Raw genomic sequence first — 17123 nt, forward strand, 5'->3', positions numbered from 1 at the left:
CTATTTTTCAATTGTCAACAAAGTACTTTTTGATTCGTCCATCCGTCCGGACACAACTGCTTTTCCTGTAGATAAGCGAAGCCGTATCAAGGCTCTTCCATTGTATGCTTGTACTTTTCTCGCCCCTATGGATGTTCCCTGATCAATGATCAGCTCACCATCTCCTGTAGCATCAAAATAGATCCAGTTTTTGGCATCCAGACAAAGAATACCATCTTTATCCAATACCTTGGCCTGCACCGTTATGATATCATCTTCCTGTGCAATTTCTTCAACCTGTAATTTCGCAGGTTTGCCCCAACGCTGTGTCTGATACACTTGTTCAATTTGATCTATCATAAGCTCCTTACCATTTTTGGTAACAGCTTTGATCTGATTTTTTCCCTCACGTAACTTCACCATCCAACGCAATCCGGCAGCGGGGAAATCGTGGCTATTTCTTTTCTTTATCCCCTGACTTTCGCCATTAACAAATAGTTCGACCGCCTTTGCATTGGAATATACTTTGATCATCTTTGCTTCATCCGGCTCTCCCCAACGAACAGGCCAAGAGTGTCCGTAGATATGCAACATGGGTTTTGAAGTCCAATACGATTGAAATACATAATAGGACTCCTTCTTCGTAAAATCGCGTTCGACAACACCTTTCTGGTTGACATAGGGAACCGGATTATCTGGCCGAACAGGTGTCGAAAAATCTTTGAAGGGCCAATATGCGGTACCCGTAAGCCAAGGCATGGTTTCCTGCTCCTTGAGGTGCCAATCGATCAAATTACAGATATAGCTTTCACTCCAGTCCCCATCCTTGGAAACTCTTGCAGCACCCCCCACGAGGGATGCATCGCCAGCCCGTTCATCGGTGGCACCATCACCTTCTATTTTGGCTAGTGCCCGATCCGGATCCTCTGCATGGCGGCGAGCATGGCTATCTCCGCCCCATTCCACATGAAGAAAATGTTTGACCTTTTTCATTTCCTCTGCCGAGGCCGTTTTATAGTCTGTATACACTCCACGATACCAACCAGCCCAGATAGAGGGTGAATACACATCAACAATATCTTTACAAAAGTCACAACGTCGTATGGCGGTTTTGCGACTGGGATCCAATTGGTGGGAAAGGACGTGCAATTCACGCATAAATGTTCTGATTTTCTCTTTGTCGAATTCGGGGAAATCGCCGGGCCAATCATTTTCATTACCGAGCCCCCAAATAATGATCGAAGGGTGATTATAGTGCTGCTCAATCATATTTGTCAACATCCGCTTCCCTTGTTGCTGATAGATTTCACCGCCCAAGCCACCGCGACACCAAGGGATTTCTTCCCAAACCAAAATACCAAGACTATCACAGGCTTCGAGCACCCTGCGGCTTTGTTGATAATGCCCCAACCGAATGAAATTGACGCCCATCTCTTTCATCATCGTCATTTCCTGTAAAATCTGTGCATCTGTCATTGCCGCTCCTACAGCAGCATGATCTTCATGACGATGCGTGCCCCGAAGCAAAAGTCTTTTTCCGTTTAATAAAAAGGGGCCATTATCTTTAAATTCTACATGCCGGAAACCAAAAAGGCTCTCTTCTTTAAATGTCTGTCCATTGCTTTTGACGATGGTTACCAAACGATACAAAGCGGGATGATCTGGGCTCCACAATTCAGGTTTTTTAACCGTTAATTTTCCAAAGTCAAGTGATCCTTCCACCGAACGAACAACCGGTGTTTGACTCAGTAGCAATTTACCGGAAGGGTCATAAAGCTGTGTTTCGACATCAAAATTTGAGCTGTTGGATTGTGTTAATAGACGACCACGGATTTGCAATACCCCCTGTTTTCCATCTGCATCCAATGTAGGGCTAACAAAGACTTTTTCTAAGGCTGTCTGTGGTACATATTTTAAATTCAGATGGCGATAGATACCTCCATATAGGTTAAAATCGGATAGATCTGAGGGAATCATTTCGAGGTCACGCGAGTTGTCTACCCGAATTGAAACCGGTATCTTCCCTTTAAACTGTGTTTTATAGGCTTCCGTTTTTTTAAACTGTTCGACAGCCTCAGTAATATCCACTGTCCATTCGTCATAGCCACCGACATGTTCCCCAACCTTTTGCGTATGGATATAAACCGTAGACTTTTGTCCTGCACCTTCAAAATGAAGCAATGTACGACCATTTGGATACGGATTTTCAATGGTTAATGTCTTTCTATACCAACCTGGGCCCTGATAATAATTGACAGCTGGATCAACAGCATCTAAGGCATTGTAACAATGCGGCAAACTAACTGTTTGCCATAGTGGAACGGATTCTGGGTTGCCCGCCCCGACCGGCCGTACAGCTTCCCAAATGCCCCCAAGATCGCTCTTCAGAAAGTCCCATTCCCGGTCGACTCGCTTTGATTCCTGAGCCTGGAGCTGTAAAGCTCCAAATCCCAATAACAATGCAAGTATTTTATAAAACTTATTTTCCTTTATCATTAAATATGGTTCTCTTTTCTTAATCTTTGGATTCAGATTATTCATCCAAGGCTCCGGTTTTCATTTTCTTTGCTGTGGCTGTCTTCTCTCTTTCTAGTTTTCCAGCCAACTCAATTTTGATCACAGTTGCGACAGGATCAATTGCCTGTTTGGGAACTCCAATTTTGATCGCATCAGACTGCGATTTCACTTTAAGCGTTTTACCATTCGCTAAAAAACTGGCTTTTAAAACTTTATTTTTTATTGGAAGAACGATCGTTCCATCTTGAGGCCAATCAAATATGGTCAGGTAAAGCAGGGTCTTGTCGCCCTGTTCCTTCATTGTGCATCTTCCCCACTCAAAGGGTTGCAGCGGACTGCTTTTGGTTGCGTAAATTGCTTCACTGTTTATTTTCATCCACTTGCCTATCGTCGCCAACCTATCTATGCTTTCCTGCGGAAAGCTTCCATCTGGTTTCGGGCCGACATTGAGCAAATAATTCCCGCCTTTTGATGCGATATCAACCAAATTACGGATCAATGTTTCTGCCGACTTCCATTTCTGATCAGACGTACGAAACCCCCAGGTTCCATTCATGGTCATACAGGTTTCCCAATGCTTTCCTTCCAACTCGCTCCAATCTGGGATTTTCTGTTCTGGCGTCTTTGTATCACCCGGAAAATTTGGTCTTTTCAAGCGATCATTGGTAATAATATTGGGTTGCAGGCGCAGTTGTTCCTGTAACATGCTTGCCGCTTCATCGGTCATATTTGTTGGTGTATCCCACCACAAGACGGAAATATCACCATAATTACTCAAAAGTTCCTTCACCTGTGGTACAGATACATTTTTGATATAGTCGTCAAAACTCGCAGTTTCTTGCTTTGGGTCCCAATGGCCTTTATGTGCTAAGGTATAGGCATCTATTTTGGCTGAGTCAGGATTGGGCCAGCCTTCCCGCATTACCTTTCGAGCAGCTGAACCTCCAGGGTTATTCCAATCTTGTGCTTGCGAATAATAGAAACCTAATTTGACGCCGTACTTTTTACACGCTGCAGCCAAAGGCTTTAACAGATCTTTAACATAAGGAGTCGCATCAACCATATTCCATTTGCTGGTTTTGGTTTCGAACAATGCGAAACCGTCGTGATGTTTGGCCGTAATAATGAGGTATTTCATGCCAGCATCTTTCGCCATCCGCACCCATTCGTCGGGATTATATTGTACAGGATTAAATTGGCCTGCCATTGCCTGATATTCGTCAACAGGGATTTTTGAACGGTTCATAATCCATTCCGCTCCACCCCGAGCCTGTTCATGACCACGATAGACACCGCCAAATTGTGCATATACGCCCCAATGGATAAACATCCCAAATCTGGCTTCCTCCCACCATTTCATCCGTAGACTATCAGGTAGTTTATTTTCCTGCGCTATTGAAGCGCCACTGGATATTCCTGAGACCAAGAGTATCAGGAATAGTATTTTGTACATCTTGAGTTTAGTTTTCATGCCTATAATGGTTATATTTTAGAAACCTTTTGTCTGCGTAAATTTATCATTTCCCAAACTTTTAGCAATATCTACTTCGGACTGTGGTACAGGCCATAAGGTATCCCGCTCAGCAAATAGGCGCATTGCACCATCGGGATCTTTGGTTTTGTCCATGACTTGTTTTATAAGTCCCCACCGCTTTAGATCAAAGTAACGCTGTCCTTCCAGCGCCAATTCAACACGTCGCTCGTGACGGATAATAGTGCGAAATTCTTCTTTTGTCAATCCGGAACTAAATTGCAGCAAAGGCATTTTCACATCTGCACGGGATCGTACCTGATTCAATGCATCGACAGCTGTTTGCTCAGGTCCAGCACTTTCGTTTTTTGCTTCTGCATACATCAGCAGAATATCCGCGTAACGAAGAAATACCCAATCTTGATCACTTTGTGTAGCGTAGCTGGTTGGCCATTTGGCTTCATTGATATATTTCCTGGGCAAGAAGCCCCCCTTAACATCCGCCGCGACAGGATCGAAGGCAGAGGAAACTGTCGTTCCACGCCATACCCCCTGATAGATAATAGTTGCCTTCAATCGGGGATCACGATTTTCATAAGGATTTTTCGCGTCATATTTGGCAGAAGTACTAATATCTTTGCCATCAATACAATAATAAGAATCAACCAGATACCCCAGCGGTTGTACCGTCATTAAATAGGAGTACATCATATCTGCGGGGCTATACATATTAGGTGGTAAAAAACGCGCTGAAAACATAATTTCAGGATTACTATTTTGACCAGGTTTTCTAAATAAATCCCGATAGCCACCTTGATAAATTGAAAATTTGTTTTCATCCATCACCATCTTTGCTACTTCAGCAGCTTCAGCCCATTTTTTATTTGTCAATAATACTTTTGCTTTATAACCGAGTGCGGCACCTCTGACAGCATGTCCTTTATACGCGGTGTTTGGCAACTTTTCAATGGCATAATCAAGATCTGCTAAAACAGCCTCTAAAACTTTGCTTTTTTCAGTCCTTCCCAGTCTAGCGCTGGCATCATCCAAACCCAGTGGCTCAAGTGTCAGTGGCACATCACCATAAAGATTAGTCAGTAAAAAATAATAATGCGCACGAATGAAACGGGTTTCGGCTTTATAGCGATCCCGATCCTGCTGGCTCATGCTGGTGATACGATCTATATTGGCAATCAATTTATTACAAGCCGCGATTGCCTGATAAGAGATTTCATAGCCTTCCGCTTGCATACCGCCTGTCGTTGAGGTCAATCCACCTCTAGAAATTGTATTAAAATTATTGGATGTGCTTGATATGAATGCATCATCGGACAAGCCGTCCCAGAACATGCTGGCCCCACCCCAGCCCCCTCGGGCATTGGAAGAAGATGTAGAGTTATACCCCCGACATAAGAATTCATATACGCCCGATAGCGCAAGGTCTGCATCCGCCTGAGTTTTCCAAAAAGTTGATTCAGGTATTTTATCCGTTGGGTTTTTATCTAAGAAATCTTTAGCACAACTGCCCAGCGCTGTGGTAGCCGCCAAACAAAAATATAGATATGTTTTTTTTAGTATAATTTTCATGATCTCATCAGTTAGAAGGTGATATTTGCACCAAATGCAAAAACTTTATTTTGAGGATGGGTGACATAACGTCCTGAAGTCGCCCCACCACTAGACGATACACCACGTTCTGGATCTAAACCTGGGAACTTCGAAAAAGTAACCAGATTATCTGCGGCAAAATAAACGCGTAGTCCCGAAATACCTGCCTTTGATAATGTATTCTGTGGGATACTATAACCTATTTGAATATTTTTCAATCGTAAGAAAGATCCATCTTTCAAGAAAAATGTAGAGGCCGTCCGTACATTATTTGCTGCTGGTGAATTGTCTAATCCTACAATCGGCAACGATGCATTTGGATTTTCCGGTGTCCAAGCGTCCATCCATTCTCGCGTGAAAGTCCCCCCTTGTCTAAAAGGAACAATTCCCCATTCGCTAACAAATATTTTTTGGCCTTGAGATCCAAAGAAAAATGCCGTAAAATCAAAGTTTTTCCATACTGCGGTAGCATTAAATGAATAATCAAAATCTGGAAATGCCCCAGGTACTACAACGCGGTCATTATTGTCCACCTTGTTATCGCCATCGACATCCGCAAATTTCAAATAGCCAGGTTGCGCTGGGACTTGTTGTTTTGGCGAACTTGCGATCTCTTCCTTCGAGCGAAATATCCCTACACTTTCCAGCAAGTAGAAACTACCATAGGGCAACCCCTCTCGAACAATTGTATTTCCTGAAATACGTTCGGCCCCATATTTTATTACTTTATTGCGATTCGCCTGAATATTTCCATTCAATGTTAGTGAAACCTCACCTATTTTTTCGCGGTACTGAAGCCCGAGTTCTATCCCTCGATTACGCAACGTTCCATAATTTACCGTCGGTGCAGTAAGACCGATATAGGAAGGGAATGCTGTTGATGATGACAGAATATCAGAGGTCACTTTATTGTACCAGTCAAAGGAGGCTGTCAACTTATTATTCCAGAATCCAAGATCAATTCCAAAATCCAATACTTTGGTACTTTCCCACTTGATGCGTTCATTTGCCATGGCAACCTGACGTGCTCCCTGCTGTAAGGTTTCTTCAAAGGGATAGGCAAAAGCTGAGCTGTAAACAGTTTGATAAGGATAGTTTCCGATATTCTGATTTCCGAGGGTTCCGATGGAAGCCCTAAGTTTGACTTCATTGACTGCCTCTTTAAGTCGTTCACCAAAAAAAGCTTCATCTGAGATCTTCCATCCTGCTGATACAGATGGAAAAAAGGCCCATTTTCGATTTTCGGGAAAACGTGAAGAAGCATCATAACGGGCATTTCCTTCCAACAGATACTTACCTTTGTAGTCGTAATTCAAACGTCCATAATAGGATCTTAGAGACCATTCATTCGTGATACCACTATTGGACTGTTGTCCTGCCCCGCCGCCATCCAATTCCAACAGATCCTTATTAGGGAATTGCAGTCGACTGCCAAATAATTTTTGCGTTTTGTTATATTCTGCCTGTGTACCGGCCAGTACTTTCAAATTATGGTCTCCAAATGATTTGTCGTAAGTCAGTTGGGTATATCCCACAGGATACACGTTATTATCATCAGTCACCTCCAATCCTTGTCCTCCGACATCCAATTGACGTGCTGGCAGTGCATCTGGTGTTGCCTGCCACATGTATTGATTGATCACAGGCTTGTTGGTATAGTTTTTGGTAAATCCATAGGTCAGACCACCACTGGTTTTCCATTCTAAACCCTCCAACAGTTTTACATTGACAAAAATATTACCCTGCATAAAGTAATTGTTCAGTCTTGTGAATGCATTTTCAGCAACGGCTACAGGATTTTTATTGGGTGACTGAAAAGGATATGCTCTTGAGGTATATCGCCCACTACCATCTGGAAGTACAGGACCATATAACGGAGATTGACTTATTGTTGACAGGAACTGATCTTCGGCGCCATTTCTGGGATATTTTCGATCACCGTAATTCAGCGTAATGCTTGAACCAAAACTTATTCTATCATTGATTTTTGAGTTCAGATTTAATTGGAGATTATATTTCTTAAAGGAAGTCCCGATCATAATATCGGGCTGATCAACGTAACCGAGGATAACGTTATAATTGGTTCCATTGGCACCACCGCTTAAACTTAAGTTATGTGTTTGCACCGGTACAGTTTTAAACACGGCATCCAACCAATTAAAGTCGGGATAAAGCGTTTTGTCTGTCGCATTTTTATACGCATCAATCATTTCCTGGCTGAACAGCGAATTCGCATTGGTGATCCCAGAATTTTTAGCAGCTTGATTATATAGCGTCATATAATCTACCGAATTATAGACCAAATCAGGTAATGCTGAAGCCTTTGTGATTCCGACATTGTAATCGTAACTCAGCTGTGCTTTTCCGGATTTACCCTGTTTGGTTGTCACAAGGATCACCCCGTTTGCGGCTCTTGCTCCATAGATTGCTGCTGAGGCCGCATCTTTTAATACCGTAATATTTTCAATCGCCTGTGGATTCAGGTTTTCCAGACTACCGGGAATCCCATCCACAATGACCAATGGTGCGGAAGAAGCACCATAAGAACCTAAGCCCCTAACTTGTAAATTCACATTTTCATTACCCGCCTCTCCGGATCCCTGTGTCACACGAAGTCCCGGCATACGCCCTTGAAGTAATTGTGTAGGATTAGTCGCAATTCGTTTATTCAGCACTTTTCCGTCTACTGCAGCAACTGCTCCAGTCAAATTGCTCTTTTTCTGTGTTCCATAACCTACAACGACGACTTCGTCCATTAGGCTACTTGACTCTTGTAGTACTAGATTGATATGATCTTTTTTATCAACAGCTATTTCTGTTTTTTCTCTACCAACTAGTGAAAAAATCAATACATCAATATCCTTGGCAAGAATCTGATAATTGCCGGATACATCTGTAACGGTTCCATTCTTTGCGCCTTTAATCTGTACTGTCACCCCTGCAAGTGGTTCGCCTGCAGGTGAGGTTACTTTTCCGGATATTTTTAGCTGAGACTGGGCAAACACATTTGGTGCAGCCATACTCATCAGCGAAAAAAAAAGCAAACCCTTCCCTACCGTTTTGGTTATCGGTGTTATCATAGTTCTCTTGGTTTATGTGGTTATTGTGAACTCAATAAATGAAACCAAATATCAAAAATAGTCGGTCTCTAGAGGGAGATTTTTCGTTCGAATAGGTGGAAAAAATGTCTTTTTTCTTGATTTCCAGCAGAATTAGATGGATTTTGAAGAAAATTAAATTTTCAATCGCTGTTTCATTCTTGACGATGGTATAAAAAAGTATTATCTATTCTTAAAAAGAAAATATCAACCTATTTACAAGTTGATATTTTCTTTCATTTAGCTCCAAAGAAGTCCGATATTGCTGTTCTAATACCCTGGATTTTGAGGCAGTAAATTTGTATTACGTGCGATTTCATCTTGAGGAATAGGCATCAGTGCATGAAAATCTTTTACTTTTGGCTGGCTTTCATAGGCTCCCTGCCTAGTAAATGCATCCACTACTTGTCCCCAACGTTTGATATCATACCATCTTTTCCATTCAAAAGCTAATTCAACACGACGTTCTTCCTGCACAGCTTTTCGAAAGTCTGTCTGCGACATACCCGTTGCCAGGTCGGCAGGATAATTCTGTACGCCCTGTGGCGTATACCTTGCTCTAGCCCGAACGGCATTTATATAGCTATAAGCCTTCTCTGTTGGTCCGCCTTTACTTTCATTTAATGCCTCAGCTGCCATTAAAAGAACTTCAGCATAGCGAAAGATAACATGTTTGATATCAGAATCCGAACCATCCGCTCCAGCATTCGTACCCGGATGCAAACACCATTTTGCGGTATGTATACGAGGCCATTTCCATTTCTGATAAGGTGTCATCACTCCTTTTATCGGTGTTTCGGTCAGAAAACTGATTTTCTTTCTGTAATCTTGATCAGAAAAGCTACCATACACACCATTTGATGGTACAATAACGCTCCATCCCAACATATCGGCATCCCGTACACCGGTCATCGGCGCCGTATAATCCTGGTTGGATGCATTTTCTCCGGTAATTCCGCCCAGAAAATCAACCACCCAGACATGTTCAGTCTGAAAACCAAGATCAGCATCCCATAGGCTATTATAATCTTTAACCAATGCATACTGGTATTTGTTTGCATCATTGATCACAGTCTCAGCCATCCTGGCGGCATCATCCCATTTTTTTAAGACCATATAGACCGAAGCCAACAACGTCTGAGCGGCTCCTTTGGATGGTCTCGCTTTGTTGTTATTGGCATAGGTATCCGGCAGATTCGCTATTGCGTATTCGCAGTCTGCGATAATATTGTCATAAACCTTTGCTGCCGGAGTTTTGCTGATTGCAATTACTTTGCTTGGATCACTGACGAATTCACCCATATAGGGGATATCTCCAAATAGCTGAACCAAGTGATAGTAATATAAAGCCCGAAGTAGCCTCGCTTCGGCAATAAGTGCGGATTTTTTAGCCTCATTCATTGTGACGGCCGGAATACCATCTATGGCGGCATTTGCCGCGCCAATACCCAAATAAGCGGTTTTCCATACCGCAAGCAGATCCTGATTGCTCGCATCATGTGTAAAACTGTTCAACTGGATCCGACTAGACTGCGTACCAATATCCGCTATATCGATGTCATCACCCAATAGTTGCAGTACCATGGTCAATCGCCGTCCATAAAAATCTGCATTGGCCAGCAGCCCATAAATTCCCATCACTGAAGCTTCTGCATCCGCTTCTGTCTTAAAATATTGCTTAGGATCCAAAATACTTACCGGTTCCTCGTTCAGTTTGGTACAGGAAAACAAGCTGGTAAAACACAGCGTTGTAAGTATAATACGATATATGGTTATCTTTTTCATTCGTATGAATTATTAACAAGTGTGTATTTCGATTTGTTAACTGAAATGATACACTCTAATTATATATTATTTTATCTTTAATTCACTCATCATTAATACCTTAAAATGTTATCCGTGCTATTAAAATCTCAGATTTAGGCCAAGTGTATACGATTTAATATTGGGGTAGCCCATGTAATCTAATCCGACATTTCGGTTAGAGTCCTGATAGCTTACCTCAGGATCAAAACCCGTATAATTGGTCCATGTCCATATATTTTGTGCACTGACATATATTCTTAAATATTTTAGATGAATTTTTTCGAGTGACTTTTCTGAAAAGTTATAGCCAAGAGCAAGATTCTTTAATCGGAGGTAAGAGCCATCTTCCACCCAGCGCGAGAAAACTTCGGGATTGTTGGTTGAGCTTGCCCTTGGTACGTCAGTATTGGTATTTTCGGGTGTCCAGCGTCGTAGTGCATCCTTTGTAGCATTTCCTTTTCCGGCCATCCAGTCCAGTTCCATTCGTGTGATGTTCAACATATCATTGCCGTAACTTCCTTGCATAAAAATATTCAGATCAAAATTCTTATACTTAAAATCATTGTTAAAACCGAAGGTGAAATCAGGATTTGGATTGCCTATAATCGTACGGTCGTCAGCATTGACAACACCATTTGCACCGGCGATCAATTGATTATTTTTATCACGCCCAAATAAATCCTTATAGCGAATATCTCCAGGTTTCTTATTTGGTTGTGCGCTAAAATCATCGCCCTGCTGATAAATTCCATCTGTCACCCATCCAAAAAATGCGCCGAGTACCTCTCCTTCACGGAGCAGCTGCGAATCCGTTGAAAGCATGTGACCAGGGATTGTATTATATCGAATCTCGCCTCCAGGAAGCTGCAAAATCTTGTTGCGATTGAAACTGATGTTAAAATCTGTTTTCCATCCAAAGGCGCCATTGAGATTGGTTGTCTGCAAACCAAATTCCCAACCTTTGTTTTGTACACTTCCTACATTCTGAAGTGCCGTAGTAAAACCCGAATAGAGCGGCAGTGGCACCTGATACAAGAGATTGATCGTTTTTTTGTAATAATAGTCTACTGATAGGTTGATTCGGCTCTTTAGAATGCCGATATCCAATCCGGCGTCTGTCTGTTTGGTCGTTTCCCAAGTCAGATTCGGGTTGGCAACATTCGTGGGACGCACTGCGTTAACTGGACTTCCGCCCATTGTTGTCAAGGTAGGTGAGAATCTAGCCAAAGATTGGTAGGAACCAATTTCCGAGTTTCCGGTTTCACCATAACTTGTTCGCAATTTTAAATTGCTCAGCCAATCGATCGATTTCATAAACGGCTCCTGGCTCACATTCCAGGCGAGTGCTCCCGAAGGAAAGAAAGCCCATTTATTATTATCTCCAAATTTGGAAGAGCCATCGTACCTTCCTGTCGCGGTAACGAAATAGCGATTCTTATAATTATAATTCAACCTACCATAAAAGGAAGACATTACCCAATCTTCAAGATTCGAAGATGCATTTTGATAATTGGAACCAGCACCTAGATTCCAATAGCTAAAGCTGTCTGAAATGAAATTTCGATTATTGGCCTGCCAGGTTTCATTTCTAGAACTCTGATAGGAATAACCAGCCATAGCATTCAGATTATGGTTTTCGTGAAAGGTTTGTGTATATGTCAGGAAGTTTTCATTGATCAAATTGGTATTTTTATGTGCCGCGATCGATCCAACTCCACCGAAATTTCTTCCTTCGACAAGTTCTTTTGAGACATAATTACCTGTACGTTGATTACTGACCTGTACACCAAAGGTGCTACGAAAGATCAGATTTTTGAGGATCCCCAACTCCACAAATCCATTCCCCTGAAACAGATCTGTAATCACCTCGTTTTTCCTTTCCATCGCAGCAGCCACCGGATTATCGTGTGGGTCACCGAACTGCTTCAAGGTGTATTTTCCTTCCTCATTGTAAACTCCCTGTGTAGGTTCAAAACGCAAGGCTGCGGAGATCACCCCTGCACCTGTCGTTCCGCTACTTCCTTCCTGTGTCCTTACACCGTTTAATTTATTGCGATTAAACAGCAGTCTTGTTCCGATTTTGATGCGATCAGAAACCTTCATTTCTAAATTTGAAGTCCCAGAGAGTCTTCTAAAATCGGAATTGATCACAGTTCCCTTTTGTCCAAAATGACTGACGGAGGTATAATACCTTATATTGTCACTGCCACCGGAAACGGAAACTTGATTATTCAACTGGTTTCCATTTCTAAAAATAAGGTCCTGCCAATCGGTTCCTTCACCCAGGGATCCCGGATCTTTAAATGGTAGATTATTGTTCCCAGCATTCGTATAGGTATCGTTAATATAGGCGGCAAATTCCGAAGCATTTAATAGCGAAAGGCGCTTTCCTACTTTCTGTGAGGCAAAGGAATTATTTAATTCAATAACAGGTTTGCCCGAGCGTCCTTTTTTCGTTGTTATCATGATCACGCCATTGGCCCCTCTGGAACCATAAATAGCTGTTGCAGAAGCGTCTTTTAATACTTCTATCGATTCAACATCTTCAGGAGCTGGAGCCGAACTGCCGGGGAAGCCGTCAACCACATACAATGGATCACTACTTGCATTGATGGAACTACCACCTCTAATCCGTACACGAGGAGCTTTACCGGGTTCTCCATTCGTACTGGTAACTGAAACCCCTGGAGCTCTTCCCTGTAAGGCTTGCGCAGTACCTGCCAAGGGGAACGCACTAATTTGATTCGCGTTAATGGAAGACACGGAACCTGTTAAATCACTTTTTCGCTGTGTTCCATACCCCACGACGACGACCTCATCCATCAATGACTCGTTCGATTGAAGGACAATTTCTATGGTCTTTTGATTTGTAGTAAGTTTAATTTCCTGCCCAGCGTAACCTATGGACGAAAAAATTAATGTTGCACGGGAGGGTGCCTTAAGTATAAATTCTCCTTTATCATTCGTTTGGGTACTCCGACCAGCGACTCCTTTTACACTTATGGAAACACCCTGCAATGCAGAATTTTCTTTGTTTAAAACCTTACCTCTGATTTCTGTTTCTTCCTGATTAATTTGATGATAGATACCTCTGTCTTCGCCTTTAGTTATCCCCAATGATAATCCAGGTGACAAAAATATTGCCATGGAAGCATAGGGAATAAGCGCACAGGGCCCTCTTCTGAAAAGCTTTGATTTCATAATTTTACTGTTTAGTGTTTTTGGGTTTACGTTTTAAATTAATGGATTCACTCCTTGAGCAATTCGTTTGAATCCAAATCTAATTTTTAAAGATTTGATCAAGTCATCGTCGTGTTTTGTTTGGTTATTTGTTTCCAAGGTAATTAAAAAACGAGTAGCCTTCAATGAATTGGGCTATTAAAAATGCGAAAACGATTTCGACTATTTAGTCAAAAAAACAAGCTTGAATGTCTATAATGACATTCATCTGCAGTAGGCATTCTCCCTTTTGCGATAAAATCTATATATTGCTTTTCAAATCAATTTAAAGTGAGGGATTCGATGATATCAAAAAAATATAGCGTTGCCTATATCTTTTGGTTTTGCGCTTTTTTTATGCTTAATATGAATACTGGCTATTGCCAGACAATCATACCTACAGGCACGCCTTTTGTAAAGCAATACAAAAAAAGCCAATACAAAGCGGGAAACCAGAATTGGTCTTTAGCAATTGATCATGAAGGACGAATCTACAGTGCCAATACAGAAGGATTATTGCGGTTTGATGGACAATACTGGCGCATGTACCCGCTCCCAAACCACTCGACTGTCCGCAGTGTAGCTGTTGATAAAACGGGAAAAGTATACACGGGTGGACGAGGAGAATTCGGATATTGGACCTCAAAGGCTTTTGGAGAGATGAGTTATCATAGCCTTTCCAAGCTGGTCAAAGACAAGACTTATTTTCCAAACGAAGAAATATGGAAAATTATCGTTGAGGATCATCGTGTATTTTTTCATACTTTCTCCAAGGCCTATATATGGGAGAATAATACAATTAGGCCGCTCACGGCTAAAGGTGAGCCTTTTTTATTTCCGCATCAACTTAACAATCAACTGTTTTTTGAACAGCTCCCAAGTGGCCTACATGAATTCAAAGCGAATAAATTAGTACCTGTACCAGGCAAAGATATCCTTAAAGACAAAAATGTTCTAGCAATATTACCATTTGATAGAAATAATTCACTTATCGCAACCGCCCATCACGGGCTCTATCTTATGGATTCCAGCGGAAACATCCGAACATGGTCAATTCCCGCTAATCCAATACTAAGTCAATCCCAAATCAATAACGGTATCTATTTATTTGGAGGGCAGTATGCGTTTGGAACCATTCAAAATGGTGTAATTATTATCAATAAAAATGGAGAAGTAGTCCAACATATCAATAAAAATAATGGACTACAGAACAATACTGTACTCAGCATTGCAAAAGATAAACAACAGAATATCTGGGTAGGGTTAGACAATGGGATTGACCGCATTGAAATCAACTCTTCTTTATCTTTTTATACCGATTTTATAGGTAAAATCGGCACGGTATATACCTCAATTATCTATCAGGGAAAAATTTACTTAGGGACAAATAAGGGCCTATTCGTTAGCGAATGGAAGGGATTAAACAATTACAACTCCTTAGATTTTGTTCAGGTTCCCAATTCAAATGGTCAGGTTTGGACATTGGCCATATTTGGTGCTGAACTAATCTGCGGTCACAATGAAGGAACCTTTAAACTGGTTGGCGGGAAACTGGAAAAGATCTCTAAAATTACGGGCGGTTGGATATTCAAACCTATATTCGGTACAAAGAATATTCTTCAAGGGAATTATACAGGATTATCAAAGTTCGTATTTGATGATATGCAGCTTCGATTTGCACAACAATTTCCCTCGATTAAGGAACCAGTTCGATTCCTCGCCCAAAAAGACAATCATTCCTTCTGGATTGGAGATTGGGGACAAGTGCAGCTGATTGATCTTGACCCAAGTTTCCTACAAGCAAAAATTCAATTTACCTCGAAGCAAGATAGTCTTGCTTCCAAAAGAAGATTTACGGGCATTTACACATTAGAAAACAATCTTGTTTTTGCGACTGATAGTGGATTCATGCAGTTTGATAATATTGTCAAACGCTTTAGTTATGCAAGCGAATTAAATAATGCCTTAGGAAGTTATAAAAATGCAAATAAGGTCATCCCAATCACTACCAACAGTTATTGGTTTATCCAGAAAACAAAAATCGCTAAAGTAGACTTTGATAGTAAAGGAAAGCTTAAAATAGATTCCAATCTGCTCAGCCCCTTGCAGGATCGCATGATGAGTAATTATGAAAACATTCTACCGATCGAAAATCATTACTATCTCATCGGATTAGATGATGGTTTTGCGATCTATAGGAATTCAGATCAAGATCGTAAATACATATTGCCTCCGCCTCAGATTGCGCAATTAATCAATCTCACAACCGGAGAAACGATTATACCGAATGGAGATCTTAGGTTGGCTTCATCCGAAAATAATCTCAGGGTGAGTTTCTCAAGTCCCTATTACTCCTCTTCACCATTACAATATCAGTATTACTTAGAGGGTTATTCGGATAAATGGTCCGACTGGAGTGAAACAGCTTATCAAGACTTCACAAACCTACCGTATGGGCATTTCGAAATCAAGATAAGAGCTAGAACGAATACGGGCCTGACTTCTGAAATACGGACAATATCTTTTACAATTAAATATCCTTGGTACCTATCATGGTGGGCAAAAATCTGCTATATCTTGATGGTTACGGGATTGATCTATCTAATTTATAACTTCAATCTTCAACGAGAAAGAAAGAGACAGTTTCAAGCAAAGCGAAAATGGCTGGAAGAAAAGAAAGTTGCCCTGGAAAGAGATGCCGAACAACAGGAGAAGGAATGGATTAAATTAAAGAACCAACAGTTAGAAGCTCAGCTCAGCCTAAAGAACAAAGAGCTGGCCAATGCTGCGCTCAATATCGTTTATAAAAATGAAATGTTGAATAATCTGCATGATGAACTCAAACAGCTCAAAGATGCGGAAGGAAACAAACTCAGTTCTGACGAATTGAAAAAAATAAATAAGTTAATCGAAGACGCGCATAATGACGATCGTGACTGGCATATTTTTGAGAAAAGCTTCAATGAATCACATGAAAATTTCTTTAAAAAATTAAAGCAAGAATTTCCAGATCTCGTTCCCAATGATCTAAAACTATGTGCTTATTTACGGCTCAATATGTCCAGTAAAGAGATTGCTTCTCTGCTCAACATCAGTACACGAGGTGTCGAGATCAGACGCTACCGATTGCGCAAAAAATTGGGTATACCAACTGACAAAAACCTGTCCGAATTTCTGTTGGAACGTTAAAATTTCGCTACAAAGACTACATCATTACCACACAAGCGCTTTAGTGTAAAAACAACACTAAAGCGTTCTTTTTTTTGTATAAAAACAAACTATAAACAACTCAATATCAAAATATTAAAACTAAACTAAAATTACATTGAGAAAGTATAAATACAGTGTAGTAGTGATGTGCAAACGTTAAATTTTGGCAAACTTGTACTACATCAACATATTTGCTGAGGGAATAACCAATTGAA

7 protein-coding genes are annotated in these 17123 nt (G+C 41.2%); 1 reads left to right on the forward strand and 6 read right to left on the reverse strand.

Annotation, left to right across the window (positions count from 1 at the left end):
• The 6 genes from AC07UV_RS02380 to AC07UV_RS02405 all read right to left on the reverse strand — a co-directional run bounded on the left by AC07UV_RS02380 (nucleotide 1) and on the right by AC07UV_RS02405 (nucleotide 13680).
• Nucleotides 1-2475 carry a glycoside hydrolase family 2 TIM barrel-domain containing protein gene (locus AC07UV_RS02380; protein WP_495182732.1) on the reverse strand — a complete coding sequence of 825 codons (2475 nt, stop codon included), beginning with the start codon at nucleotides 2473-2475 and terminating at the stop codon, nucleotides 1-3.
• 37 nt (nucleotides 2476-2512) lie between these two features.
• Nucleotides 2513-3967: an alpha-L-fucosidase gene (locus AC07UV_RS02385; RefSeq protein ID WP_495182597.1), complete on the reverse strand. Its 1455-nt coding sequence runs from the start codon at nucleotides 3965-3967 to the stop codon at nucleotides 2513-2515.
• 18 nt (nucleotides 3968-3985) lie between these two features.
• Nucleotides 3986-5554 (reverse strand): RagB/SusD family nutrient uptake outer membrane protein, encoded by a 1569-nt coding sequence (locus AC07UV_RS02390; RefSeq protein ID WP_495182598.1) that lies wholly within the window; start codon nucleotides 5552-5554, stop codon nucleotides 3986-3988.
• Nucleotides 5555-5565: 11 nt separating this feature from the next.
• Entirely contained in the window at nucleotides 5566-8655 is a 3090-nt protein-coding gene (locus tag AC07UV_RS02395; protein WP_495182599.1) for a SusC/RagA family TonB-linked outer membrane protein, read from the reverse strand.
• Between the two features lie 288 nt (nucleotides 8656-8943).
• Entirely contained in the window at nucleotides 8944-10458 is a 1515-nt protein-coding gene (locus tag AC07UV_RS02400) for a RagB/SusD family nutrient uptake outer membrane protein (RefSeq protein WP_495182600.1), read from the reverse strand.
• A gap of 120 nt (nucleotides 10459-10578) precedes the next feature.
• The gene (locus AC07UV_RS02405; RefSeq protein ID WP_495182601.1) at nucleotides 10579-13680 is read right to left on the reverse strand and encodes a SusC/RagA family TonB-linked outer membrane protein; all 3102 of its coding nucleotides are present in this window, start codon (nucleotides 13678-13680) and stop codon (nucleotides 10579-10581) included.
• Nucleotides 13681-14001: 321 nt separating this feature from the next.
• Here AC07UV_RS02405 and AC07UV_RS02410 point away from each other — a divergent pair, with 321 nt between their 5' ends.
• Complete coding sequence (locus AC07UV_RS02410; RefSeq protein ID WP_495182602.1) at nucleotides 14002-16887, forward strand: helix-turn-helix and ligand-binding sensor domain-containing protein; 2886 nt, start codon at nucleotides 14002-14004, stop codon at nucleotides 16885-16887.
• Nucleotides 16888-17123: the final 236 nt, after the last annotated feature.

This window comes from Sphingobacterium sp. GW821-FHT03E03, assembly GCF_059420745.1.

What these genes read in the sequence shown, in the direction of transcription:
- AC07UV_RS02390 (WP_495182598.1), bottom strand. Translation starts at nt 5,554, where the DNA reads ATGAAAATTATACTAAAAAAAACATATCTATATTTTTGTTTGGCGGCT.
- AC07UV_RS02380 (WP_495182732.1), bottom strand. Translation starts at nt 2,475, where the DNA reads ATGATAAAGGAAAATAAGTTTTATAAAATACTTGCATTGTTATTGGGA.
- AC07UV_RS02385 (WP_495182597.1), bottom strand. Translation starts at nt 3,967, where the DNA reads ATGAAAACTAAACTCAAGATGTACAAAATACTATTCCTGATACTCTTG.
- AC07UV_RS02395 (WP_495182599.1), bottom strand. Translation starts at nt 8,655, where the DNA reads ATGATAACACCGATAACCAAAACGGTAGGGAAGGGTTTGCTTTTTTTT.
- AC07UV_RS02400 (WP_495182600.1), bottom strand. Translation starts at nt 10,458, where the DNA reads ATGAAAAAGATAACCATATATCGTATTATACTTACAACGCTGTGTTTT.
- AC07UV_RS02405 (WP_495182601.1), bottom strand. Translation starts at nt 13,680, where the DNA reads ATGAAATCAAAGCTTTTCAGAAGAGGGCCCTGTGCGCTTATTCCCTAT.
- AC07UV_RS02410 (WP_495182602.1), top strand. Translation starts at nt 14,002, where the DNA reads ATGATATCAAAAAAATATAGCGTTGCCTATATCTTTTGGTTTTGCGCT.